At 71.8% G+C, this 21,823-nt stretch carries 18 protein-coding genes and 2 pseudogenes; 17 read left to right on the top strand and 3 right to left on the bottom strand.

The window, feature by feature from the left end:
- Positions 1–31 precede the first annotated feature (31 nt).
- From AB0K15_RS07275 to AB0K15_RS07245, 7 genes are all read left to right on the top strand, one after another.
- Positions 32–1,435: a PLP-dependent aminotransferase family protein gene (locus tag AB0K15_RS07275; RefSeq protein ID WP_364046522.1), complete on the top strand. Its 1,404-nt coding sequence runs from the start codon at positions 32–34 to the stop codon at positions 1,433–1,435.
- 98 nt (positions 1,436–1,533) lie between these two features.
- Positions 1,534–1,902, top strand: coding sequence for an STAS domain-containing protein (locus AB0K15_RS07270; RefSeq protein WP_364046520.1), 369 nt, complete (start codon positions 1,534–1,536; stop codon positions 1,900–1,902).
- Positions 1,903–1,941: 39 nt separating this feature from the next.
- Positions 1,942–2,781, top strand: a complete 840-nt coding sequence (locus AB0K15_RS07265; protein WP_364046518.1) for an aldo/keto reductase — start codon at positions 1,942–1,944, stop codon at positions 2,779–2,781.
- Between the two features lie 74 nt (positions 2,782–2,855).
- The gene (locus tag AB0K15_RS07260; protein WP_364046516.1) at positions 2,856–3,311 is read left to right on the top strand and encodes a hypothetical protein; all 456 of its coding nucleotides are present in this window, start codon (positions 2,856–2,858) and stop codon (positions 3,309–3,311) included.
- Positions 3,312–3,360: 49 nt separating this feature from the next.
- On the top strand, positions 3,361–4,863 hold the full coding sequence (locus AB0K15_RS07255; RefSeq protein WP_364046514.1) for a CYTH and CHAD domain-containing protein: 1,503 nt from the start codon (positions 3,361–3,363) through the stop codon (positions 4,861–4,863).
- 192 nt (positions 4,864–5,055) lie between these two features.
- The gene (locus AB0K15_RS07250; RefSeq protein ID WP_364046512.1) at positions 5,056–6,174 is read left to right on the top strand and encodes a glycosyltransferase family 4 protein; all 1,119 of its coding nucleotides are present in this window, start codon (positions 5,056–5,058) and stop codon (positions 6,172–6,174) included.
- Positions 6,174–7,214, top strand: coding sequence for a lysylphosphatidylglycerol synthase transmembrane domain-containing protein (locus tag AB0K15_RS07245; protein ID WP_364046510.1), 1,041 nt, complete (start codon positions 6,174–6,176; stop codon positions 7,212–7,214). Before AB0K15_RS07250 ends, AB0K15_RS07245 begins: the two co-directional genes overlap by 1 nt.
- Positions 7,215–7,339: 125 nt before the next feature.
- On the opposite strand, the gene AB0K15_RS07240 is transcribed toward AB0K15_RS07245, so the two are convergent.
- The gene (locus AB0K15_RS07240; protein ID WP_364046508.1) at positions 7,340–8,293 is read right to left on the bottom strand and encodes a YafY family protein; all 954 of its coding nucleotides are present in this window, start codon (positions 8,291–8,293) and stop codon (positions 7,340–7,342) included.
- 148 nt (positions 8,294–8,441) lie between these two features.
- Here AB0K15_RS07240 and AB0K15_RS07235 point away from each other — a divergent pair, with 148 nt between their 5' ends.
- Positions 8,442–8,921 carry a DinB family protein gene (locus tag AB0K15_RS07235; protein WP_364046702.1) on the top strand — a complete coding sequence of 160 codons (480 nt, stop codon included), beginning with the start codon at positions 8,442–8,444 and terminating at the stop codon, positions 8,919–8,921.
- Positions 8,922–8,924: 3 nt separating this feature from the next.
- Here AB0K15_RS07235 and AB0K15_RS07230 read toward each other — a convergent pair whose 3' ends face one another.
- Both AB0K15_RS07230 and AB0K15_RS07225 read right to left on the bottom strand, forming a co-directional pair.
- On the bottom strand, positions 8,925–9,365 hold the full coding sequence (locus tag AB0K15_RS07230; RefSeq protein WP_364046506.1) for a hypothetical protein: 441 nt from the start codon (positions 9,363–9,365) through the stop codon (positions 8,925–8,927).
- Between the two features lie 15 nt (positions 9,366–9,380).
- The gene (locus tag AB0K15_RS07225) at positions 9,381–9,878 is read right to left on the bottom strand and encodes a MarR family transcriptional regulator (protein WP_364046504.1); all 498 of its coding nucleotides are present in this window, start codon (positions 9,876–9,878) and stop codon (positions 9,381–9,383) included.
- 178 nt (positions 9,879–10,056) lie between these two features.
- On the opposite strand from AB0K15_RS07225, the gene AB0K15_RS07220 reads away from it, so the two are divergent.
- The 9 genes and pseudogenes from AB0K15_RS07220 to AB0K15_RS07180 all read left to right on the top strand — a co-directional run bounded on the left by AB0K15_RS07220 (position 10,057) and on the right by AB0K15_RS07180 (position 21,820).
- Positions 10,057–11,580, top strand: a complete 1,524-nt coding sequence (locus AB0K15_RS07220; RefSeq protein ID WP_364046502.1) for a carboxylesterase family protein — start codon at positions 10,057–10,059, stop codon at positions 11,578–11,580.
- Positions 11,581–11,697: 117 nt separating this feature from the next.
- Positions 11,698–11,841, top strand: a pseudogene (locus AB0K15_RS07215) (sigma-70 region 4 domain-containing protein); the annotation flags it as partial.
- A 100-nt stretch (positions 11,842–11,941) separates the two neighbouring features.
- Positions 11,942–12,220 (top strand): annotated as a pseudogene (locus AB0K15_RS07210) (sigma-70 family RNA polymerase sigma factor); the annotation flags it as partial.
- A gap of 14 nt (positions 12,221–12,234) precedes the next feature.
- On the top strand, positions 12,235–12,819 hold the full coding sequence (locus tag AB0K15_RS07205; RefSeq protein ID WP_364046699.1) for a hypothetical protein: 585 nt from the start codon (positions 12,235–12,237) through the stop codon (positions 12,817–12,819).
- Between the two features lie 158 nt (positions 12,820–12,977).
- On the top strand, positions 12,978–16,592 hold the full coding sequence (gene metH, locus AB0K15_RS07200; protein ID WP_364046500.1) for a methionine synthase: 3,615 nt from the start codon (positions 12,978–12,980) through the stop codon (positions 16,590–16,592).
- A gap of 152 nt (positions 16,593–16,744) precedes the next feature.
- Positions 16,745–18,340, top strand: a complete 1,596-nt coding sequence (locus tag AB0K15_RS07195) for an FMN-binding glutamate synthase family protein (protein WP_364046498.1) — start codon at positions 16,745–16,747, stop codon at positions 18,338–18,340.
- A 245-nt stretch (positions 18,341–18,585) separates the two neighbouring features.
- Positions 18,586–19,791: a SpoIIE family protein phosphatase gene (locus AB0K15_RS07190; protein ID WP_364046696.1), complete on the top strand. Its 1,206-nt coding sequence runs from the start codon at positions 18,586–18,588 to the stop codon at positions 19,789–19,791.
- Positions 19,791–21,386: an ATP-binding protein gene (locus AB0K15_RS07185; RefSeq protein WP_364046496.1), complete on the top strand. Its 1,596-nt coding sequence runs from the start codon at positions 19,791–19,793 to the stop codon at positions 21,384–21,386. The genes AB0K15_RS07190 and AB0K15_RS07185 overlap by 1 nt, the downstream gene beginning before the upstream one ends.
- Positions 21,383–21,820, top strand: coding sequence for a response regulator (locus tag AB0K15_RS07180; protein WP_285968600.1), 438 nt, complete (start codon positions 21,383–21,385; stop codon positions 21,818–21,820). Before AB0K15_RS07185 ends, AB0K15_RS07180 begins: the two co-directional genes overlap by 4 nt.
- Positions 21,821–21,823: the final 3 nt, after the last annotated feature.

The raw sequence follows: 21,823 nt of genomic DNA, 5'->3' as shown, positions 1-21,823 counted from the left end.
ATCCGGACCGGGCCAATGTAGGGTGCCGGAGGTGGACTTCCACGTGACGCTCGCCGGGCGCGGCGACCTCGGCACGCGCATCTACCGCGAGCTGCGCGACGCGATCCTCGACGGCAGGCTGCGCTCCGGCGAACGCCTCCCACCCACGCGTGAGCTGGCGAAACGCCTTTCGGTCTCCCGCAACACCGTCGCCGTGGCCTACGACCGGCTCACCGCCGACGGGTTCCTCGCCGGCCGCGTCGGCTCCGGCACCTACGTGTCCGCCGAGCTGCCCGCCGGCCGGACGAGACACGCACCCGCCGGTTCGGCCCTGCGGCCCCGAGAGGTGTGGCGGATCCTGCCCCCGCTCGAGCCGGCGGGCGCCGACCCGGAGTACGACTTCCGCGTCGGCATTCCCGACGCGCGGCTGTTCCCCCTGCAGACCTGGCGCCGGCTGGTGTCCGCGGAGCTGCGGGGAACCGGTTTCGCGCACTACGGCGACCCCGCGGGCCACGCCGGGCTGCGGGCGGCGATCGCGCGCCACGTCGGCGTTTCGCGGTCCGTGCGCGCCGACGCCGACGACGTCCTCGTGACACAAGGCGCTCAGCAGGCGCTCGACCTGCTGTGCCGAGTGCTGCTCGAACCCGGCGACCGCGTCGCGATGGAACAACCCGGCTACCGCACGGCGCGGCTGCTGTTCCGTTCGCACGGCGCCGAAATCGTCGGCGTGCCCGTGGACAGCGAGGGGTTGCGGGTCTCGGAGGTGCCCGCGCGTACGCGCCTGGTGTACGTGACACCTTCGCACCAGTTCCCGCTGGGCACGCCGATGTCCCTCGCGCGCCGCACCGCGCTGCTCGACTGGGCCGAGCGCGCCGGCGCGCTCGTGATCGAGGACGACTACGACAGCGAATTCCGCTTCTCCGACCGGCCACTCGAACCGCTGCAGAGCCTCGACCGCGCCGGGTGCGTCGCCTACGTCGGCTCGTTCTCCAAGACGCTGCTTCCCGTGCTGCGCCTGGGTTTCCTGATCGCGCCGCGCTCGTTGCGCGACGCGCTCCGCCACGCCCGCCAGCTGGCCGACTGGCACGGCGACCACCACGCGCAGGCCGCGCTCGCCCGGTTCCTCGACGAGGGCCTGTTCGCGCGCCACATCCGCAAGGCGACCCGGGAATACGCCGCGCGCCACGAGCACATCACGACGCTGCTGCACGAGGAGTTCGCGGGAATGCTGACGCCGGTGCCCTCGGCCGCCGGGCTGCACCTGTGTGCACTGTCCGATGTGGACGTGGTATCCGCGGTGGCGCGGGCGAACGAGGCCGGTGTCGGTGTGCAGACCCTGGCGGGGCTCTGCGGGGACCCCGCGCCGTCCGGGCTGGTCCTCGGGTACGGCGCCGTGGCCCCGGAGAAGATCGCAGCCGGGCTCGCCGTGCTGAGACGCGTGTTCGACGAGGGTTGACCTCACAGCACACCGGCGTACGGTCGGACGTGTTGGCTGTTGTTCAGACACGTGCTCCGGTCAGCGCCCCTGCAGGTTCCTGCGAAGAGGAGCGCTCCATGAACATCCCGTTTTCCGCGGTCTCGGTACCGGCGGAACTCACCGTCACGACCACCGACCACGAGGGCGCCCGAGTACTCACCCCGGTGGGCGACCTCGACGCCGCCACCGCCCACGTTTTCGCCGAAGCACTCGCGGACGCCGCGCAGCTCGGCGGGCCCGTGGTGGCGGATCTCTCCCGCGTCGAATTCCTCGGCTGCGCCGGCATCCGCGCGTTGTTCACCGCGCACGATCGGGCCGCTTCGTTCACCGTGGTGTGTGACGGCGCGCGCAGCGTGCGCCGCTGCCTCGACGTGACCGGCGCGTCCGACACGCTGGCCGTGCACACGACGCTCGCCGAAGCGCTGGCAGCCGCGGTCGCGCCCTGATCGAGTTTCGGGGTCCGGCACCTCGGGTAGGCCGAGATCATGAGTGCTCACACGACGAACGTCCCGGACCTCGAACTGAACAACGGTGTGCGCATCCCGCAGTTCGGGTTCGGTGTGTTCCAGATTCCGGAGGACGACACCGCCGACGCCGTGCGGACTGCGCTCGAGGCGGGTTACCGCCACATCGACACCGCGCAGATGTACCGCAACGAGGCCGGGGTCGGCGAGGGCATCGAGAAGTCGGGCGTGCCTCGTGAAGAAGTCTTCGTCACCACGAAGCTCGCCAACGACGCCCAGGGCCACGACAACGCGATCAACGCGCTCGAAGGCAGCCTGCGCCGGCTCGGCCTCGAATACGTGGACCTGTACCTGATCCACTGGCCGTTGCCGCACCAGGACAAGTACGTGCGCACCTGGGAAGGTTTCGAAGAGCTGCTACGCGCCGGGAAGGCGCGCTCCATCGGCGTGTCGAACTTCCAGGTGGAGCACCTCGAAGAGCTCGCCCGCCGGACCGGCACGGTGCCGGCGGTGAACCAGATCGAGCTGCACCCCGCGTTGCAGCAGACCGAACTGCGCGCCTACCACCGCGCGCACGGCATCGCGACCGAAGCGTGGAGCCCCCTCGCGCAGGCGGCCGTGCTGTCCGACCCGGTGCTGACCGGGCTGGCGGACAAGCACGGCAAGACCACGGCCCAGGTGGTGCTGCGCTGGCACCTGCAGCTGGGCAACATCGTGTTCCCGAAGTCGGCCACGCCCTCGCGCATCCGGGAGAACATCGACGTGTTCGATTTCGAACTCGCCGACGAGGACTTGGAGGCGATCGGCAAGCTCGACGCCGACCACCGCACGGGCCCGCACCCCGACACCTTCCGCGGCTGAACCGCTGCCGCGAGGGTTTTCCTCCGCTGGTCGAGGGGTATTTCTTCGGGAGAGGCCGGAAGGAGTGTGCCGGGATGAGCACAGAAGCGTACGTCTCGTTCCTCGCCATCGGTGTGGTGCTCGTGCTGATCGACGGGCAGGTCATCTACCGCAGCGGACGCGGGTACCTGGAGAGTTCCTACGGTGACCCCGCCGCGGGCGCGTCGATGACCAGGCTGGTGACCGTGCTGTTCCACCTGGTGACGCTGGGGCTGCTGGCGTTGCTGTCCACGATCCCGTTGGGTGACAGCGATCTGCCCGGCGTGGTGGGCCGCGTCGGCGTGCTGCTGCTGGTGCTGGCGATCGTGCACGCCATCACGCTCGCCGTGCTGGGCCGCATCCGCGGCGAGCAGGTGGGCGAGGCCGTGGTGAACCGCAGGATCTCGCGCCGGGAAGCCGAGCAGCGGGGCACGGCGGTGACCACGGCGGTGTCCAGCCAGGAGGCGAGCTACCCGGACGTGAGCCCGCCGCTGGAACATCGTGCGCCGTGAGCGTTCTTCATGCCTCAGACTTTCGTGAACGAACCTGAGGAGTGACCGGATGAACAGACCCGTGGTCGAAATCGAACGCGAGCGCAAGTACGAGGTCGCGCAGGACGCGGTGGTCCCCGAGTTCGTCGGCGGCGGGACGGTGCAGGGCCAGGACGCTCCGGCGGAGGAGCGGCTCGACGCGACGTACTACGACACGGCCGCCTTTTCCCTCGTGCGCGCCGGGATCACCCTGCGCCGGCGGGTGGGCGGGCACGACGCCGGGTGGCATCTGAAGCTGCCCGTCGGACCCGACGAGCGCGAGGAGCTGCAGGTTCCGCTCGGCGCCGACGACGGCAAGGTGCCCGGCGAGCTGAACCGGCTGCTGCGCGCCCACACGCTGGGAAGCAAGCTGTTGCCGATCGCGCACCTGAAGACCGACCGGTTCTCCCACCGGCTCACCGACTCGTCGGGCCAGGTCGTCGCGACGGTGACGGACGACCACGTGACCGGTGAGGTCGGCGGGAAGACGGCGCGGCTGGACCGGTGGCGTGAAATCGAGGTCGAGCTCGCGGGTGACGCCGCGCCGGAGCTGCTCGACGAGCTCGAGAGCACCCTGGTCGACGCGGGTGCCCGGACGTCGCGCTGGCCCTCGAAGCTGCGGCGGCTGATCGGCGACCGCGTGCCCGCCGGGCAGGCGGTGGGCACGCGGCCGGACGCCGGCGAGGTCGTCGGGGCCTACCTGCGCGAGCAGTTCGCGGCGCTGCAACGCGCCGATGTCGGGGTGCGGCGCGACGTCGAGGACTCCGTGCACCAGCTGCGCGTGGCGTCGCGGAAGCTGCGGAGCGCGCTGCGGACGTTTTCGTCCATTGTGGACGACGACCGCATTCCGGGTGTGACGAGCGAGCTGAAGTGGCTGGGCGGCGAGTTGGCCCCGGCGCGCGACGGCGAGGTCGTCGAGGCGCTCGTGCGCGAGTGGGTGGACGGCGCGTCGGCCGAGCTCGTGGTCGGGCCGGTGGACCAGTTCCTGACGCGGCGGTTCTCCCGCGACGCCGTGGACGCGCGCGGGAAGGTGCTGGAGGCACTGCGCGGCAAGCGGTACCTGGCTCTGGTGCAGGAGCTCGACGCGGTGGTGTCGGGTGTGCCGGCCGACGCCGGCCCCGCTAAGAAGGCGCTGCGCAAGCCGGTGCGCAAGGCCGCGCGGAAGCTGCGGAAGGCCGAGAAGGCGGCGCACGGGCTGTCCGGCCGGGAGCTGGAGCACGCGCTGCACGGCGTGCGCAAGAAGGCCAAGGGCGCCCGCTACGCGGCGGACGTGGTGCGGCCGGTCTTCGGCGGCAAGGTGGACGGGTGGCGCAAGAACGTGAAGAACGTGCAGCAGCTGCTGGGCGAACACCAGGACTGGGTGGTGGCGGGCCCGGTCGTGTACCGCCTCGGTATCGACGGCCACGACGAAGGCGTCGGGTTCACGTTCGGCGTGCTGTACGGGACCGGTGGGGCAGTGCGCGCGGAGATGCGGCGGGAGTTCGTGAGCCGGTGGAAGCGGCTCGAAAAGGGGGACGCGCCGAAGTGGCTGTAGATCGCGCTTCGCAGGTGCCGAATGCGGCGGGACCGCACGGCGAAGCTCGAGTGTGACCACGGGCGGTGGCCGGGTGCCGGGGTGACTCGGTACCCGGCCACCACCCGTTCGTGGGTGGGAAATTCCGGGCGTGATTGAACCGCCGGCCCGTGTCGTCCGTGTTGCTGGGTGAGAGCGGCGTGAGGAGGCAACGTGCGGAGTCAGCGGGCAGGCAGTGGGGCCGCGGTGGTCGCGTTCGTGCTGCCGGGCAACGTGGACGACGTCACGGAGCCCAGTGGGGGCAACACCTACGACCGGCGGATGTGCGAGAGCCTGCCGGGCGCGGGGATGCCCGTGCTGCAGGTCGCCGTGCCCGGGTCGTGGCCCGAGCCGGGGCCGACGGGGCGCGCGCGGCTGGCGCGGGCGCTCGCGGCGCTGCCGGACCACACGACCGTGCTGATCGACGGCCTGGTGGCGTGCGGGGTGCCCGACGTGGTGGTGCCGCACGCGCGGCGGCTGCGCCTGGGTGTGCTCGTGCACCTGCCGCTGGCCGACGAGACCGGCCTCGACCCCGTGCACGCCGCCGAGCTCGACGCGTGCGAGCGCGAGACGCTGCGGGTGGTGCGCCAGGTCGTGGCCACCAGCCCGACGGCCGCGCGCACGCTGATCCGCCGCCACGGTCTCGGGCCGTCGACGGTCGCCGTGGTGGAGCCGGGCGTGGACCTGGCGCCGCTGGCGTCGGGGACCGACGGGGTGTCGCGGCTGCTGTGCGTGGCGGCGGTGACCCCGCGCAAGGGCCAGGACGTGCTGGTCGAAGCGCTGGCCCAGGTACCCGACCTCGATCTCGAAGTGGACTTCGTCGGCTCGCTGACGCGCGCGCCGGAGTACGTCGACGAGCTGCGCTGGTCCGTCGACCGCCTCGGGCTCGCCGACCGCGTCACCTTCAGCGGCCCGAAGGCCGGAGCCGAGCTAGACGCGGCATACGACCGCGCCGACCTGGTGCTGCTGCCCTCGCACGCGGAGACCTACGGCATGGTCATCACCGAAGCTCTGGCGCGCGGCATCCCCGTGGTGGCCAGCGACGTCGGCGGGGTGCCCGACGCGCTCGGCCGCTCGTCGGACGGCGCCGTGCCCGGCCTGCTCGTGCCGCCCGGAGCTCCGGACGCCCTCGCTTCCGCATTGCGCAGCTGGGTCACCGACGCCGAGCTGCGCCGCGATCTGCGCACGGCGGCGCTCGGCCGCGGCAGCGCTCTCGAAGAGTGGGACGGCGCGGCCCGCCGGCTCACCGAAGTCCTTTCCCGCTGGCGTTCCATCCCGATCAAGGTGGCTTGATGCGTACGTTCTGGTCGTGGTTCCGAATCCTCGCCGGGTTCGCGATCATCGGGGTGCTGGCGTGGCGCCTCGGCACCGACGCCTTCCTCGACGGCTTGCGCGTGATCGGCCTGGGGCCGGTGCTGGCCGCGCTGGCGATCGGGCTGCTGACCACCGTCGTGAGCGCCTGGCGCTGGCGCGTGGTCGCTTTGCGGCTGGGCCTGCGGCTGCCGCTGCGTCAGGCCGTGGCCGACTACTACCGCGCGCAGTTCCTCAACGGTGTGCTGCCCGCCGGGATCCTCGGCGACGTGCACCGCGCGGTCGAGCACGGCCGGCAGGCCGGCGATGTGGCGCGGGGTGTGCGGGCCGTCGTGCTCGAACGCACAGCCGGACAGGTCGTGGTGGTGGCGGCCGGACTCGCCGTGTTGATTTTCCGACCTGCCGTGTTGCCGGCGTTCGCACACGATGTGCTGACTGTCGCAGGTGCTGGTGTTCTTCTGGTCGCGATCGTGGTGCTCACCGTCGCGTGCAGCACGGGTGACCGCTGGCTGCACAGCGCGTCGAAGTGGCGGCGGGGGTTCGCGCAGTCGATGGCGGACGTTCGCGCCGGGCTGCTCGGGCTGCGCACCTGGCCGCGGGTCACGGCGTTGTCGCTGGTGGCGCTCGCCGGGCACCTCACGCTGTTCGTGGTCGCCGCGCACGCGGCCGGTGCCACCGCCTCGCTGATGACGCTGCTGCCGCTGCTGGTGCTCGCGCTGCTGGCGATGGGGCTGCCCATCAACGTCGGCGGGTTCGGGCCGCGCGAAGGCGTCGCCGCGCTGGCGTTCGCCGCCGCGGGCCTGGGCGCGCAACAGGGGGTGACGGTCGCCGTCGTGTACGGGCTGCTGGGCCTGCTGTCCACGGCCCCCGGCGGGGCGGTCCTGCTGGTCCAGTGGCTCCGCTCGCTGCGGCGCCGGCGGGTCGCACCGACCGCGTTGCCGGCGCGCCCTCCGGCCGCCGCATCGCCCGCACGTACTCCGGCCCCGGCGCCGGCTCGAGTGCCCGCGCAGTCCGCCGCCTGACGCTCACCGGTTCTTCGTGCGGCACCACTGTCCGCTCGCAAGGAAGTGCTCGGCCGGGCGATCTCGGTCAGTCATGGCGATGACCAGTCGAGCCCGGGGCACCTGCCGCAGCTGTGCCGCGACACCTACGCCCGGCTGAACCGCGCGCCCCACTCGTGCACCCGCTCCCGCAGTTCCGGTGGGGTCACCACGTGGAAGTCGGCTCCCACGACGCCGAGGGCGAGGGCGGCCCAGTCCAGCGAGTCGGCGGTCATGAGCACCCGGCAGCGGCCGGGGTCGAGCTCCTCGACCGTCGTCCACTGGCCGATGCGTTCGCGCACGGTGGCCGCCGGGGCCGCCACGACGACCTCCACGCGGTGCGGCCGCGCGATGGTGTCGAGGCCGGCGCGGACGAACTCGGCGGCGTCGGCCGCGGGCAGCTCGCGCGGGCGGAACGGGGCGCCGGTGCCGTGCGGTTCGTCGAGGCGGTCGACGCGGAAGCTGCGCCAGTCGTGCCGGGTGAGGTCGTAGGCGACGAGGTACCAGCGCCGGCCCACCGGCACGAGGCGCAGCGGCTCGACGTGCCGCTCGGTCCGGCGGCCGTCGGCGGCGGTGTAGGAGAAGCGCAGCCGCTCGCTGTCGCGGCAGGCGAGCGCGATGGCCGTGAGCACGCCGGGGTCGACGCTGGGCCCGGGCGTGCCGTTCCAGCCGAGGGGCACGGTCATCGCGCGCAACGCGTCGACGCGCCGCCGCAGCCGAGCCGGCATCACCTGCACCACCTTCGCCAGCACGCGCAGCGACGACTCCGCGATGCCCTCGACCGAACCCTGCGCGGCCGCCTGCAGGCCCACCGCCAGCGCCACAGCCTCCTCGTCGTCGACGACCAGCGGCGGCAGCGTCGCACCCGGCGCGAGCTGGTAACCACCGTCGACGCCGCGCTGCGCCTCGACGGGATACCCCAGCTCACGCAGCCGGTCGACGTCGCGGCGCAGCGTGCGGATCGACACCTCCAGGCGCCCGGCCAGCTCCTGGCCGGGCCAGTACCGGTGCGTCTGCAGCAAGGACAGCAACCGCAGGGTTCGCGAGCTCGTGTTGGCCATGAATCCAGATTCTCTCCTATTGAGGTCACAAAGTGGCCGGAATGGGATTTACCTTAGGTTTAGACGAAGACACCGACGAGAGGACGAAGCCGTGAACGAGACCGTGACGACCGACGTGACCACGGGCGAGCGCGCCGACCTGCTGGCGATGCTGGCGAAGCACCGCCACTTCCTGCGGTTCACGACGCGCGACCTCACCGACGAGCAGGCCCGCATGCGGCCCACGGTCAGCGAGCTGTGTCTGGGCGGCCTCATCAAGCACGTGGCGTCGGTGGAACGCGGCTGGGTGGAGTTCATCGGGCAGGGCCCGGCGGCCATGCCGGACTTCTCGGAGCTGACCGAAGCCGACTTCGCCGAGCGCGCCAACGAGTTCAGCCTGCTGCCCGACGAGACCTTGGAGGGCGTGCTGGCCGCCTACGCCGACGTGGCCGCGCAGACCGACGAGCTCGTCGCCACGCTGCCCGACCTGAGCGCGGCCCAGCCGCTGCCGAAGGCGCCGTGGTTCGAGGAGAACGCGAGCTGGTCGGCGCGGCGCGTGTTCATGCACATCATCGCCGAGACCGCGCAGCACGCCGGCCACGCCGACATCATCCGCGAGGCGCTGGACGGCGCGAAGAGCATGGGCTGAGGCTCAGACGCGCCGATAGTGCACAGCGAAGTCGTGCTTCCAGTCTTCGCCCGGCATCGCCATCTCCCACGCGCCGTCGATGCGGGTGCGGTCCGCGCTGAAGGTGCCGGTGAAGCGCTGGCGGAAGTGCAGGGGTGAGAAGTCGGCGGCTTCGCGCAGCAGCGTCCACACGCCGTCGCGGAAGGTCATCGCGTAGAGGCGGCTGACGCCGCGGGCGTCGTGGTAGTGCTGGGTGAACGTGCCGTCTTCGTGAGCGGCGACGACCGAGAAGCTGTCCGGGGCCTCGGCCAGCGGCACTTCGGTGCGCTGCGTGAGGTAGCGGCCGTCGAGGATCCGCTCGAAGACGGCGCGGGCGACGGGCGGGGGCTGGTCGGCGGGCGCGTGGGGGAACACGACGCCGACCGCCCACTCGCCGAGGAACGGGTCCAGGTCGTCGGTGCTCAAGCGGTGCCTCCAGGGTCAGCCGGTGCGGTCGCCGAAGGATTCCAGGAGCACGCGCAGGGCGTCGGCGAGGGCGGCCTGCGCGGGCGGGTCGAGGGCGTCGAGCACGCGGTGCTCCGTGTCGAGGTGATCGGGCAGCGCGCGGTCGATCAGCGCCCGGCCTTCGACGGTGAGGGCGACGAGAATGCCGCGGCCGTCGGTTTCGCTGCGGCTGCGGGCGATCAGGCCGCGGTCTTCGAGGCGGTCGAGCCGTTGCGTCACGGCACCGGAGGTGACCATGGCCGTGCGCATGAGCTCGGTCGGGGTCAGGCGGTGGGGCGGGTCGCTGCGGCGCAGCGTGGCGAGCACGTCGAACGACGCCGCGTCGAGGCCGTGCTTGGCGAACGTGCGCGCCAGTTCGGTGTCGATCAGGCGCGACACCCGCTTCAGCCGGCCGATCACGGCCATCGGGGACACGTCGAGGTCCGGGCGCTGCGCAGCCCACTGCGCGAGCACGGAGTCCACGTGGTCGGCCATGACGTCAGCCTAATGGGTGACTTAGTCGTGAGGTACGTCAGCGATCTGTCGAAGTTGCTTAGTGGTGAGCTACTTTGGCCGGGTGGCCGACGCCCGGACCAGCGCCGACACCTTTCGCGGCTCTGGTGAGGGGATCCCGGACCGTGAAAAAATCTTGGTGCCCGGTATCGTCCGCGCGGTGGCGGAGGCAGTGGTGCGGCGGCGCGGGTTCGCGGTGGTGCTCCTCGTGCTCGCAGTGGCCGCGACGGCGTGCGCGGCTTCGGACGCGGCGATCGGCCGGCTGGGCGAGGTCGTGCGCACGGCGTCGGGCCCGGTCCGCGGCACGGTGACGCCGGATCACCGCGTGTTCCAAGGGATTCCGTACGCGGCGCCGCCCGTCGGCGAACGCCGCTGGCAGCCGCCGGCCCCGCCCGCGTCCTGGACCGCCGAGCGCGACGCCACGGCGCCCGGCCCGCGCTGCCCGCAGGGCACCACGGCCGGCGCGAGCGAGGACTGCCTGTACCTCAACGTGTGGACGCCGCCCGTTTCCACGGCGAAACGCCCCGTGCTCGTCTGGATCCACGGCGGCGCCTTCCTCGACGGCGGCGGCGACCGCTACGGCGCCACCCGGCTGGCGGTGCGCGGCGGCTCGGTCGTCGTCACGATCAACTACCGCTTGGGAGCACTGGGTTTTCTCGCCGACCCGGCCCTGGGCGCGCAGCCCGGCAACTACGGTTTCCTCGACCAGCAACAGGCCCTGCACTGGGTCCACGACAACATCGCGGCCTTCGGCGGCGACCCCGACGCCGTGACCATCGCCGGCGAGTCCGCGGGCGGCATGTCGGTGTGCGACCACCTCGTCGCTCCGGGCTCTCGCGGCCTCTTCCGCGCGGCGATCGTCCAAAGTGCCCCGTGCCAGGCACAGGCGACCCTGGCGACGGCGGAAAAGTCCAGTGTGGACTATTCGGCGGCCCACGGCTGCGCGGACCGCGCCACGGCCGCCGCCTGCCTGCGCGCGCTGCCGGTGGCGAAGCTGGCCACCGCCCCCGTCTACTACTCGCTGGCCGGCATCGGGATCCCCGGCCCGGTCACCGGCGGCATCGTCCTGCCGGCCGATCCGGTCACGGCCGTCCAGCACGGTTCGGCCGCCCCCGTGCCGGTGCTCATGGGCACGACCCACGACGAGTTCACCTACTTCCTGGCCCAGCAGCTCGCGGCGGGCGCGCCGCCCATCACCCCGGCCGGCTACCCGGCCGCCCTCGCCCGCTACTTCCCCGACGCCGCGGCCGTCGCGGCCGAATACCCGCCGTCCTCCTTCGGTGGCAACGCTTCCCGCGCCTACGCGGCGGCCGTCACGGACTCGTCCTTCTCCTGCGTGGCCGACCAGCTCTCGCGCTCCCTGCCGTCGGTCTGGCGCTACGACTTCACCGACGCCACCTCGCCGGCCGCCACCGGCGTCCCGGCACCGTTCCCGCTCGGCGCGGCGCACACGTCCGAACTGCCGTACCTCTTCGACCTCGACGGCCGCCCGGCCGCCCTGACCCCGGCGCAGAAGTCCCTGTCCGACCAGATGGTCGACGCCTGGGCGGCCTTCGTCCACGGCACCCCGCTGCCGACCTGGCCGGCCGGCTCGGTCGTCTCCCTCGCGGCCGACGGCCTCCACCCGGACCCGGGTTTCGCCGCCGACCACCGCTGCACGTTCTGGCACGCGAACACCCCGTGACCCCCTGACGCACCTGCCCTGCGACGCGCGGATGTTTTCCCGCGTCGTTGCACGTTCGGCCCCGCGCCGCGCTCCTCCTGTCGAACGGCTTGCACAGGGGAGCGAGAGCGATGCCGGGTGAGCGACCGCGCCGCGCTGAGCCGGCTCCCGCCGAGGCAGCGCGAAGTGCTGGCCTGGTACATCGACGGCTACTCGACCGAGGAGATCGCCGTGCTGCTGTCCACGCGGGTGAGCACGGTCCGGTCCAACCTGCGCCACGCGCGCAAGCAGCTCGACGACCTCCACTCGCAACTGCGGGAAACGGAAGGGGGAGACCACAATGGCCGACCAGAGGTACCTGCCCGGCCAGCGCGTCGGCGACCGGTCGTTTCTCGCCCTCGTGTACGGAATCGCGCAGCAGATGGGTGCCGATGTACATCGCGGCGCCCGGCTGGTCGTCGAGCGGCAGGCGCTGGACGAGCGCATGACCGACCTCATGCGGGTCTTGCCCGACCGGCAGCGGGAGATCGTCGTCCTGCGGGTGATCATCGGCCTGTCCGCCGAGGAGACCGCCGAGGCGCTGGGCCTCACCGCGGGCGCGGTCCGCGTGCAGCAGCACCGCGCGCTCACCCGGTTGCGCAAGGTGCTCGACCCCGGCTGAGGCACCATGGCCCCATGACCGTCACCGCCGTGGATCTCGGCCGGGCCCTGGAAAGCGTGGAGAACACCCTCCGGCCCACCGTCGCCCGAGACTGGACCCGCAACGCGGGCGAGCTCGACTGGGACTGCCGCCAGACCGCGGAGCACGTCGGCGACGTCCTCCTGTCCTACGCCGCCCAGGTGGTCAGCCGGCCGCAGGACCACTACGTGCGCTTCCTCGCCAAGGCCGACGAAGGCGCCACACCCGAGGAACTCCTGGAACTCGCCCTCACCGGCGGCCGCCTCCTGCAGGCGGCCGTCAGCGCGAGCAGGCCGGACACCAGGGCTTACCACCCCACCGGCCGGGCCGACCCGGCCGGCTTCGCCGCCATGGGCTGCGCCGAACTCCTGCTGCACGGTGAAGACCTGGCCACCGGACTCGGCACCGAGCTCGACCCGCCCCGCGAAGTCTGCGCGAACGTCGTCGCACGGCTGTTCCCCGACGAGGCGCCGGCGTCCGATCCGTGGGACGGCCTTCGCTGGTGCGCGGGCCGGATCGCGTTGCCGGGCAGGTCACGGCGGGTGGAGTGGAAGTGGCGGGGCGCGCCGCTCGGTGACTGACCGTCCCGGAGTGTGAACGGTGGCTGCCTGTAACAGTGGGATCCGGTAGTCTCGACTACCGAGGTCGAGAGGCGCTGCAACGGACCACGTGAGTCCGCCACGCTCGGCCGGCTCCACCGTGAACCGAAGGGCGCCTCCGTGACTACGACGGAGGTGGCATGACCCAGCAGCGCAGGATTCACGACGTGCGGGACCTGCTCGACCAGCGCATCGCCGTGCTCGACGGCGCATGGGGCACGATGCTGCAGGGCGCCGGTCTGACCCCTGAGGACTACCGTGACGAGTGGCTCGAGGGACACGCCAAGGACGTCACCGGCGACCCGGACCTGCTGAACCTCACCCGGCCCGACGTGATCCTCGACGTCCACCGCCAGTACCTGGCCGCGGGCGCGGACATCACGACCACGAACACCTTCACCGCCACCAGCATCGGTCAGGCCGACTACGGCCTCCAGGACCACGTGCGCGAGATGAACCTGCGCGCGGCCGCCCTGGCGCGCCAGGCCGCCGACGAGTTCGGCGGGCGCTTCGTGGCGGGCTCCATCGGCCCGCTCAACGTCACGCTGTCCCTCTCGCCGCGCGTCGAGGACCCGGCGTTCCGCGCGGTGACCTTCGAGGAGGTCAAGGCGTCCTACGCCGAGCAGATCCAGGCGCTCGCCGACGGCGGCGTCGACCTGCTGCTCATCGAGACGATCTTCGACACCCTCAACGCCAAGGCCGCCATCACGGCCGCACGCGAGGTCGCGCCGCACCTGCCGCTGTGGATCTCCGTGACGATCGTGGACCTGTCGGGCCGCACGTTGTCCGGGCAGACGGTGGAGGCGTTCTGGAACTCCATCGCCCACGCGGAACCGCTGGTCGTGGGCGTGAACTGCTCGCTGGGTGCCGCCGAGATGCGCCCGCACGTGGAGGAGCTGGCGAAGCTCGCGGGCACCTACACCGCGTGCCACCCCAACGCCGGCCTGCCCAACGCGTTCGGCGGCTACGACCAGACACCCGACGAGACCGGCGGCATGCTCGGCGAGTTCGCGGGCGAGGGCATGGTCAACATCGTCGGCGGGTGCTGCGGCACCACGCCCGCGCACATCGCGAAGATCGCCGAAGCCGTGCGGGGCCTGGCGCCGCGCGAGGTGCCCGAGCCGGCGCACCGCTCGCGCTTCAGCGGGCTGGAGCCGTTCACGATCGGCGAGGACACCGGCTTCGTGATGATCGGCGAGCGCACCAACGTCACGGGGTCCGCGAAGTTCCGCCGCCTCATCGAGGGCGACAACCACCAGGCGGCCGTCGACGTCGCGCTGGAGCAGGTGCGCGGCGGCGCCAACCTGCTCGACGTGAACATGGACGCCGACCTGCTCGACTCCGAGCAGGCGATGACCACGTTCCTCAACCTCATCGCCACCGAGCCCGAGGTCGCGCGCATTCCGGTGATGATCGACAGCTCGCGCTGGAGCGTGCTCGAAGCCGGCCTGCGGTGCGTGCAGGGCAAGGGCGTGGTCAACTCCATCAGTCTCAAGGAGGGCGAGGGCCCGTTCCTGGAGCAGGCCCGCCGCATCCGCGACTACGGCGCCGGTGTCGTCGTGATGGCCTTCGACGAGAAGGGCCAGGCCGACACCGCGCAGCGCAAGGTGGACATCTGCGCCCGCGCCTACGACCTGCTCACGCAGCAGGCCGGGTTCGCGGGCGAGGACATCATCTTCGACCCGAACGTGCTGGCCGTCGCCACCGGCATCAGTGAGCACAACGGCTACGCCAAGGCTTTCATCGAGGCCCTGCCGCAGATCAAGGAGCGCTGCCCCGGCGCGCACACGTCCGGCGGCATCTCGAACCTGTCGTTCTCCTTCCGCGGCAACGACGTGGTGCGCGAGGCGATGCACTCGGCGTTCCTGTTCCATGCCGTGCGCGCGGGGCTCGACATGGGCATCGTCAACGCGGGCCAGCTCGCCGTCTACGAGGACATCCCGAAGGACCTGCTGGAGCTCGTCGAGGACGTGCTCTTCGACCGCCGCGAGGACGCGACCGACCGGCTAGTGGAGTTCGCCGAGACGGTGAAGGGCAGCGGTACCAAGCGAACCGTCGACCTGTCGTGGCGCGAAGGGCCGGTCACGGAACGGCTTTCGCACGCGCTCGTGCACGGCATCGTCGACTTCATCGAGGCCGACACCGAAGAGGCGCGTCAGCAGTTCGACCGGCCGCTCGAGGTGATCGAGGGCCCGCTGATGGACGGCATGAAGATCGTCGGCGACCTGTTCGGCTCCGGCAAGATGTTCCTGCCGCAGGTCGTGAAGAGCGCCCGCGTGATGAAGCGGTCGGTGGCCTACCTGGAGCCGTACATGGAGGCGGAGAAGGAGAAGATGCGCCTCGAAGGCCGCATCGACACCTCCCGCGGCCAGGGCAAGGTCGTGCTCGCCACGGTGAAGGGCGACGTGCACGACATCGGCAAGAACATCGTCGGCGTGGTGCTGGGCTGCAACAACTACGAGGTCATCGACCTCGGCGTGATGGTCCCCGCCGCGCAGATCCTCGACACGGCGGTGGCCGAGAGCGCCGACGTGATCGGGCTGTCCGGGCTGATCACGCCCTCGCTCGACGAGATGGTCGGCGTGGCCACGGAAATGCAGCGGCGGGGGCTGAAGCTGCCGCTGCTCATCGGCGGCGCCACTACGTCGAAGCAGCACACGGCCGTGAAGATCGCGCCGGTCTACGACCACACCACGGTGCACGTGCTCGACGCGTCGCGCGTGGTCGGGGTGGTGTCCGACCTGCTCGACACCGATCGCTCCGACGTGCTCGACACGGCCAACCGCGCCGAGCAGCAGCGCCTGCGCGAACAGCACGAGAATCGCCACGCGACGCCGTTGCTCACGGTCGAGCAGGCCCGTGCCAACCGCGAGCAGGTGTCGTTCGACGACGTGCCCGTGCCGGAGTTCACCGGCGTGCGCGTGGTCGAGCCGACGATCGCCGAGCTGCGCGAGATGATCGACTGGCAGTTCCTGTTCCTGGCCTGGGAGCTCAAGGGCAAGTACCCGGCGATCCTCGAGCAGCCCGTCGCGCGCGAGCTCTTCGACGACGCCACGGCGCTGCTCGACGAGATCATCGCCGACGGCTCCTTCACCGCCCGCGGCTCGTACGGCTACTGGCCCGCCCACGCCGAGGGCGACGACATCCTGCTCGACGGCGAGTACGCCGGCCGCGGCTTCCCCATGCTGCGCCAGCAGACCAAGAAGCCCGAAGGCCGCGCCAACCGCTGCCTGGCCGACTACGTCGCACCGTCGGGCGACCACCTCGGCGGTTTCGCCGTGGCCATCCACGGAGCCGAGGAGCTGGCGCACCACTACGAAGCCCAGCACGACGACTACCGCGCCATCATGGTCAAGGCCCTGGCCGACCGCCTGGCCGAGGCGTTCGCCGAGTACATCCACCTGGAGGCCCGCCGCCGCTGGTTCGAGCCCGACGCGCAGCCCGCGCTGGAGGACCTGCACGCCGAACGCTTCCGCGGCATCCGCCCGGCCCTCGGTTACCCGGCGAGCCCCGACCACAGCGAGAAGAAGGACCTCTTCGACCTGCTCGGCGCCCGGGAGCTCGGGATCGGCCTGACCGAGTCGTACGCGATGACCCCGGCCGCCGCCGTGAGCGGCCTGATCTTCGCGCACCCGGAGTCCCGATACTTCACCGTCGGGCGCCTGGGCCGCGACCAGGTCGAGGACTACGCCCGCCGGCGCGGCCTGGACCTGGACGAGGTCGAGCGCTGGCTGCGGCCGAACCTGGCGTACTGAGCCGCCGGACCGGCCGGCGTGGGCTGTACCACGCCGGCCGGGTCCGTTTCCGGTGGACGATCGGGCACAAACCGGGACACATCCACCGTTCCCGCCGGGTCGAAAGGCAGCCCGGACCTGCGCAAAGCCGCTGCGGGAGCTAGGTTCTCCCCGTGCGTGGATTCAGTGCGGTCAGGGTCGGCGCGGTCGCGCTGCTCGTCGTGGTCGCGGCGGGTGCGGTGGTGTTGGCGGCCGGCAACGCGTGGTGGTGGTTCCTCGCCGGGCCGCTGCTGGTCCCGGCGCTGGTCGGGGTGTACGACCTGCTGCAGACGAAGCATTCCGTGCTGCGCAACTACCCCGTGCTCGGCCACGCGCGGTTCCTGCTGGAGGCCATCCGCCCGGAGCTGCAGCAGTACTTCATCGAACGCAACTTCGACGGGCGCCCGTACGACCGCAGCGTGCGCAGCATCGTCTACCAGCGCGCGAAGGGCACCGACGCGGAGGAGCCGTTCGGCACCGAGCGCGACGTGTACGCCGACGGCTACGAGTTCCTCGTGCCCTCCATGGCGCCGGTGAAGCAGGTGGAGACGCCGCCGCGCGTGCGGATCGGCGGGCCGGACTGCACGAAGCCCTATGACATGGCGCTGCTCAACGTCTCCGCGATGAGCTTCGGCAGCCTGTCCGCCAACGCGATCCTGGCGCTCAACAAGGGCGCCGCGCTCGGCGGCTTCGCGCACGACACGGGTGAGGGCGGGCTGTCGGAGTACCACCTGCGCGGCGGGGGAGACCTGATCTGGGAGATCGGCACCGGCTACTTCGGCTGCCGCACCTCCGACGGCGACTTCGACGCCGCCGAGTTCGCCGAGAAGGCGCAGCACGACGCCGTGAAGTGCGTGTCACTCAAGCTTTCCCAGGGCGCGAAGCCCGGGATCGGCGGGGTGCTGCCCGGCTCGAAGGTCAACGCCGAGATCGCCCGGGTGCGCGACGTGCCGATCGGGCAGACCGTGATTTCCCCGCCGTACCACCGTGTTTTCTCCACCCCGCGCGAGCTGGTGCACTTCGTCGCGCGCATGCGCGAGCTCGCCGACGGCAAGCCCACCGGCTTCAAGCTGTGCGTCGGTTCGCGGCGGCAGGTACTGGCTCTGTGCAAGGCGATGGCGGACGAGGAGGTCACGCCGGACTTCATCGTCGTCGACGGTTCCGAGGGCGGCACCGGTGCCGCGCCGCTGGAGTTCGCCGACCACCTCGGCACTCCGCTCACCGAAGGTCTCATCACCGTCCACAACGCACTCGTCGGCACCGGCCTGCGCGACCGCATCCGCCTGGGCGCCAGCGGAAAGGTGGCCACGGGGGCCGATCTGGTGAAGCGCCTGGTGCAGGGAGCCGACTACACCAACGCGGCGCGGGCGATGATGTTCGCCGTCGGGTGCATCCAGTCGCAGCGCTGCCACACCAACAAGTGCCCGGTCGGCGTCGCCACGCAGGACCCGCGGCGCGGGCGCGCGCTCGACGTCGGGGACAAGTCGCAGCGGGTGCAGCGCTACCAGCACTCGACCGTGGCCGGGGCGCTCCAGATCATGGCCGCGATGGGCGTGTCCGACCCGGCCGACCTCGCGCCGCACCAGCTGCGCCGGCGCCTCGACCCGCACGTGGTGCGCTCCTACGCCGAGCTGTACGACTGGCTCGAGCCCGGACAGCTGCTCGCCGAGCCGCCCGAGGAGTGGGCCGTCGACTGGAAGGCCGCGGACCCCGACCGGTTCACCGTGTAGCGAGCCACTCCGGCATGTCCGGCATAGGCCGCGCGCCGCGGCCGGGCTAGGGTGAGCGCAGGTTGAAAAGACAGCCTTCGAGCCCCGGTGTGGATTCGTCCGCGCCAGGGCTCTCCTTCGTGTCGCCGAGACCCCGCGCGCGGGGCGGTGTCGGAGACGGCACGTTTCCCGAAAGGCTGATTGTTCTGTCGAACAGGGATCTGTCGGACCGGTTGTCCGACACCGTGGAGCGGGCCGCTTCTCCGGTGTTCCCCCGGACCGATCCGGCCGCGCCGGGTTCGCGGTTGCGCGTGCTCCTCATCGAGGACGACGACGGCGACGCCCTGATCGTGGAAGAGATGCTGGCCGACGCGTCGGTGCCGGCCACGCTCGCCCGCGCGCGGACGCTCGCCGAGGCGCTCGAAGGCCCCGTCGTGGCCGACTGCATCCTGCTCGACCTGCAGCTGCCCGACGCGATGGGGCTCACCGGCCTCACGCGGCTGCGCCAGCACGCACCCGGCACCGCCGTGGTGGTGCTGACCGGGCAGAACGACGAGACCACCGGGGTCGCCGCCGTCGCCGCGGGTGCCCAGGACTATCTCGGCAAGAACCAGGTCGACGGCCCGCTGCTGGGCAAGGCGCTGCGCTACGCGTGGGAACGCAAACGCACCGAGCAGGTGGAGCAGCAGCTGCTGCAGCAACAGCTGCTGGCCAGCGAGAACTCGCGCCTGGAACGCGGCCTGCTGCCCACCCCGCTGCTCGCCGACCCGCACCTGGAGCTGGCGTCGAAGTACCGCCCGGGCCGCAACGGCTCACTGCTGGGCGGTGACTTCTACGACGCCGTGGAACTCACCGACGGCACCGTGCACCTGGTGATCGGCGACGTCTGCGGACACGGTCCGGACGAGGCCGCCCTCGGCGTCGCGCTGCGCATCGCGTGGCGCGCGCTGGTGCTGGCGGGCATGCCGATGGCCGACGTGCTCGCGACGGTGGAGCGCGTCCTCGTGCACGAGCGGATCCGTCCGCTGTTCGCGACGCTGTGCACCGTCGTCGTCGCTCCCGACCGCCGGTCGGCGCGGATGAGCCTCGCCGGCCACCCGCCCCCGCTGCTGATCGGCCGCGACGGCACCGGCCGCCTGCTGCCCGGCGAGAAGCTGGGCGTGCCGCTCGGGGTCGTCCCGGACGCGCGGTGGGACCCGCTGGACGTCGACCTCGAGCCCGGATGGTCGCTCGTGCTCTACACCGACGGCATCTTCGAGGGCCGCGTCGGCGGCGGAGCGGAGCGCCTCGGCCACGAGGAGATGGCGCGCCTGCTCGTCGAGCTCCTGCGCGAGGCCGGGCCGGACACCGGCCACGGCGTGGTGCTCGACCGGCTCATCACCCGCGTCGAGGAGCTCAACGCCGGCCCGCTCGACGACGACGTCGCCCTCACCATGCTCACGCACCTCGAAGATCGTGAGGGGGCCGCGTAATGAGCCGCTACGTCCGAGCGCAGCCGCACTGGCCGATCCGGCGCTGGGTCTCCGTGGTCGGCCTCGTCGAGGCGGTGCTCCTGCTGGCGGCGGTCGCCGGCGGGGTCCTCGCGGTGGGCAACCTCAACGACGCCCGCACGCGGCTGCTCGACCAGAGCGGCCCGCAGCTGCTGCAGGCCAATGCGCTGTCGCAGGCGCTGCTGAACCAGGAGACCGGCATCCGCGGGTTCCTGCTCACCGGCCAGCGCGACTTCCTCGACCCCTACCTTGCGGGCCGCACGCAACAGGACGCCGCCACGGCCGAGCTGCGCCGCCTCGGCGCCCTGCCCGGAACCCAGGTCGGCGATGACCTCGAGACCGTGCTGCGTGCCGCCGGCGCCTGGCAGGACGCGGTCACGAAGCCGGCGTCGCCCGGCGCCTCGCCCGGAGTCGGTGCGGCCGACGCCGGCAAGGCGCTGTTCGACCGGGTCCGGACCACCCTCGACACGCTCACGGCGGACCTGTCCGCCGCGCGCGACTCCGGCCGGGCCGACCTCAACGGCGCCGCCACCTCGCTCACCGTGCTGCTGCTCGTGATCGCCGGGCTCGTGGTGATCCTGTTCGTCCTGCTGTGGGTCTGGCTGCGCCGCGTGATCACCGTGCCGATCATGCGGCTGGCCGCCGAGGTCCGCGAGGTGTCCGCCACCGGCGACATCCACCGGCCCGTGCGCGGCACCGGCCCGCGCGAGCTCGTGGAGCTGGGCGCCGACGTCGACGCGATGCGCCTGCGGATCGTGAGCGAGGTCAGCGAGCTGGAGCACGCGCACGAGCTGCTCGACACCCGCACCCAGGAGCTCGAACGGTCCAATTCGGACCTCGAGCAGTTCGCCTACGTGGCCTCGCACGACCTGCAGGAGCCGCTGCGCAAGGTGGCGAGCTTCTGCCAGCTGCTCGAACGCCGCTACAAGGGTCAGCTCGACGAACGCGGTGAGCAGTACATCGCCTTCGCCGTCGACGGTGCGAAGCGCATGCAGAACCTCATCAACGACCTGCTCTCCTTCTCCCGCGTGGGCCGTCGCGCGGGAGAGATGACCGTGGTGGACACCGGGAAGCTGCTCGACGAGGCGCTCGGCAACCTCGAGTCCGTGATCGAGGAGACCGGCGCGCGCGTCGAGCGCGGCGAGCTGCCCGAGGTGCGGGGTGAAGGGCCGCTGCTCACCGCCGTGCTGCAGAACCTGGTCAACAACGCGCTGAAGTTCCACGGCGAGGTCCCGCCCGTCGTCCGCGTGAGCGCCGAGCGCCAAGGCGACGAGTGGCAGTTCTCCGTGTCCGACAACGGGATCGGCATCGAGGAGCAGTACGCCGAGCGGATCTTCGTGATCTTCCAGCGGTTGCACAGCAAGTCGGCCTACAGCGGGACCGGGATCGGGCTCGCGATGTGCCGCAAGATCGTGGAGTTCCACGGCGGCCGCATCTGGCTCGACACCGACGTGACCGAAGGCAGCCGCTTCCGCTTCACCCTGCCCGCGCTCGATCCGGCGCCCGAGCCGGAACCGGAGCGGGCCGAGCAGACCGAGCCCCTGATCGAGACCCGAACCGGGAACGAGGACGCATGACCGAAACCATGGCCCCCATCGACATCCTGCTCGTCGAGGACGACCCGGGCGACGTGCTGATGACGCAGGAGGCGTTCGAGCACCACAAGATCCGCAACGCGCTCTACGTGGTGGCCGACGGGGTCGAGGCCCTGCAGTTCCTGCGCCGCGAGGACCAGTACGCCGACGCGCCGCGCCCGGGCCTGATCCTGCTGGACCTCAACCTGCCCCGGAAAGACGGGCGCGAGGTGCTCGCCGAGGTCAAGGCGACGCCGGAGCTGCGCAGCATCCCGGTCGTGGTGCTGACGACGTCGGAGGCGGAGGAGGACATCCTGCGCAGCTACGACCTGCACGCCAACGCGTACGTGACCAAGCCCGTGGACTTCGACCGGTTCGTGGAGGTCGTGCGCCAGATCGACGACTTCTTCGTCACCGTCGTGAAGCTGCCGCGCTGAGCA

The organism is Amycolatopsis sp. NPDC049253 (assembly GCF_040678995.1).
In the GTDB taxonomy this organism is placed as follows: Bacteria; Actinomycetota; Actinomycetes; order Mycobacteriales; family Pseudonocardiaceae; genus Amycolatopsis.
Note: the sequence above shows the minus strand (reverse complement) of the source record. Positions and strands in the feature narration are given on the sequence as shown.

What these genes read in the sequence shown, in the direction of transcription:
- AB0K15_RS07235 (WP_364046702.1), top strand. Translation starts at nt 8,442, where the DNA reads ATGCTGGCGAAGCACCGCCACTTCCTGCGGTTCACGACGCGCGACCTC.
- AB0K15_RS07225 (WP_364046504.1), bottom strand. Translation starts at nt 9,878, where the DNA reads ATGGCCGACCACGTGGACTCCGTGCTCGCGCAGTGGGCTGCGCAGCGC.
- AB0K15_RS07265 (WP_364046518.1), top strand. Translation starts at nt 1,942, where the DNA reads ATGAGTGCTCACACGACGAACGTCCCGGACCTCGAACTGAACAACGGT.
- AB0K15_RS07185 (WP_364046496.1), top strand. Translation starts at nt 19,791, where the DNA reads ATGAGCCGCTACGTCCGAGCGCAGCCGCACTGGCCGATCCGGCGCTGG.
- AB0K15_RS07180 (WP_285968600.1), top strand. Translation starts at nt 21,383, where the DNA reads ATGACCGAAACCATGGCCCCCATCGACATCCTGCTCGTCGAGGACGAC.
- AB0K15_RS07260 (WP_364046516.1), top strand. Translation starts at nt 2,856, where the DNA reads ATGAGCACAGAAGCGTACGTCTCGTTCCTCGCCATCGGTGTGGTGCTC.
- metH (WP_364046500.1), top strand. Translation starts at nt 12,978, where the DNA reads ATGACCCAGCAGCGCAGGATTCACGACGTGCGGGACCTGCTCGACCAG.
- AB0K15_RS07245 (WP_364046510.1), top strand. Translation starts at nt 6,174, where the DNA reads ATGCGTACGTTCTGGTCGTGGTTCCGAATCCTCGCCGGGTTCGCGATC.
- AB0K15_RS07255 (WP_364046514.1), top strand. Translation starts at nt 3,361, where the DNA reads ATGAACAGACCCGTGGTCGAAATCGAACGCGAGCGCAAGTACGAGGTC.
- AB0K15_RS07240 (WP_364046508.1), bottom strand. Translation starts at nt 8,293, where the DNA reads ATGGCCAACACGAGCTCGCGAACCCTGCGGTTGCTGTCCTTGCTGCAG.
- AB0K15_RS07205 (WP_364046699.1), top strand. Translation starts at nt 12,235, where the DNA reads ATGACCGTCACCGCCGTGGATCTCGGCCGGGCCCTGGAAAGCGTGGAG.
- AB0K15_RS07270 (WP_364046520.1), top strand. Translation starts at nt 1,534, where the DNA reads ATGAACATCCCGTTTTCCGCGGTCTCGGTACCGGCGGAACTCACCGTC.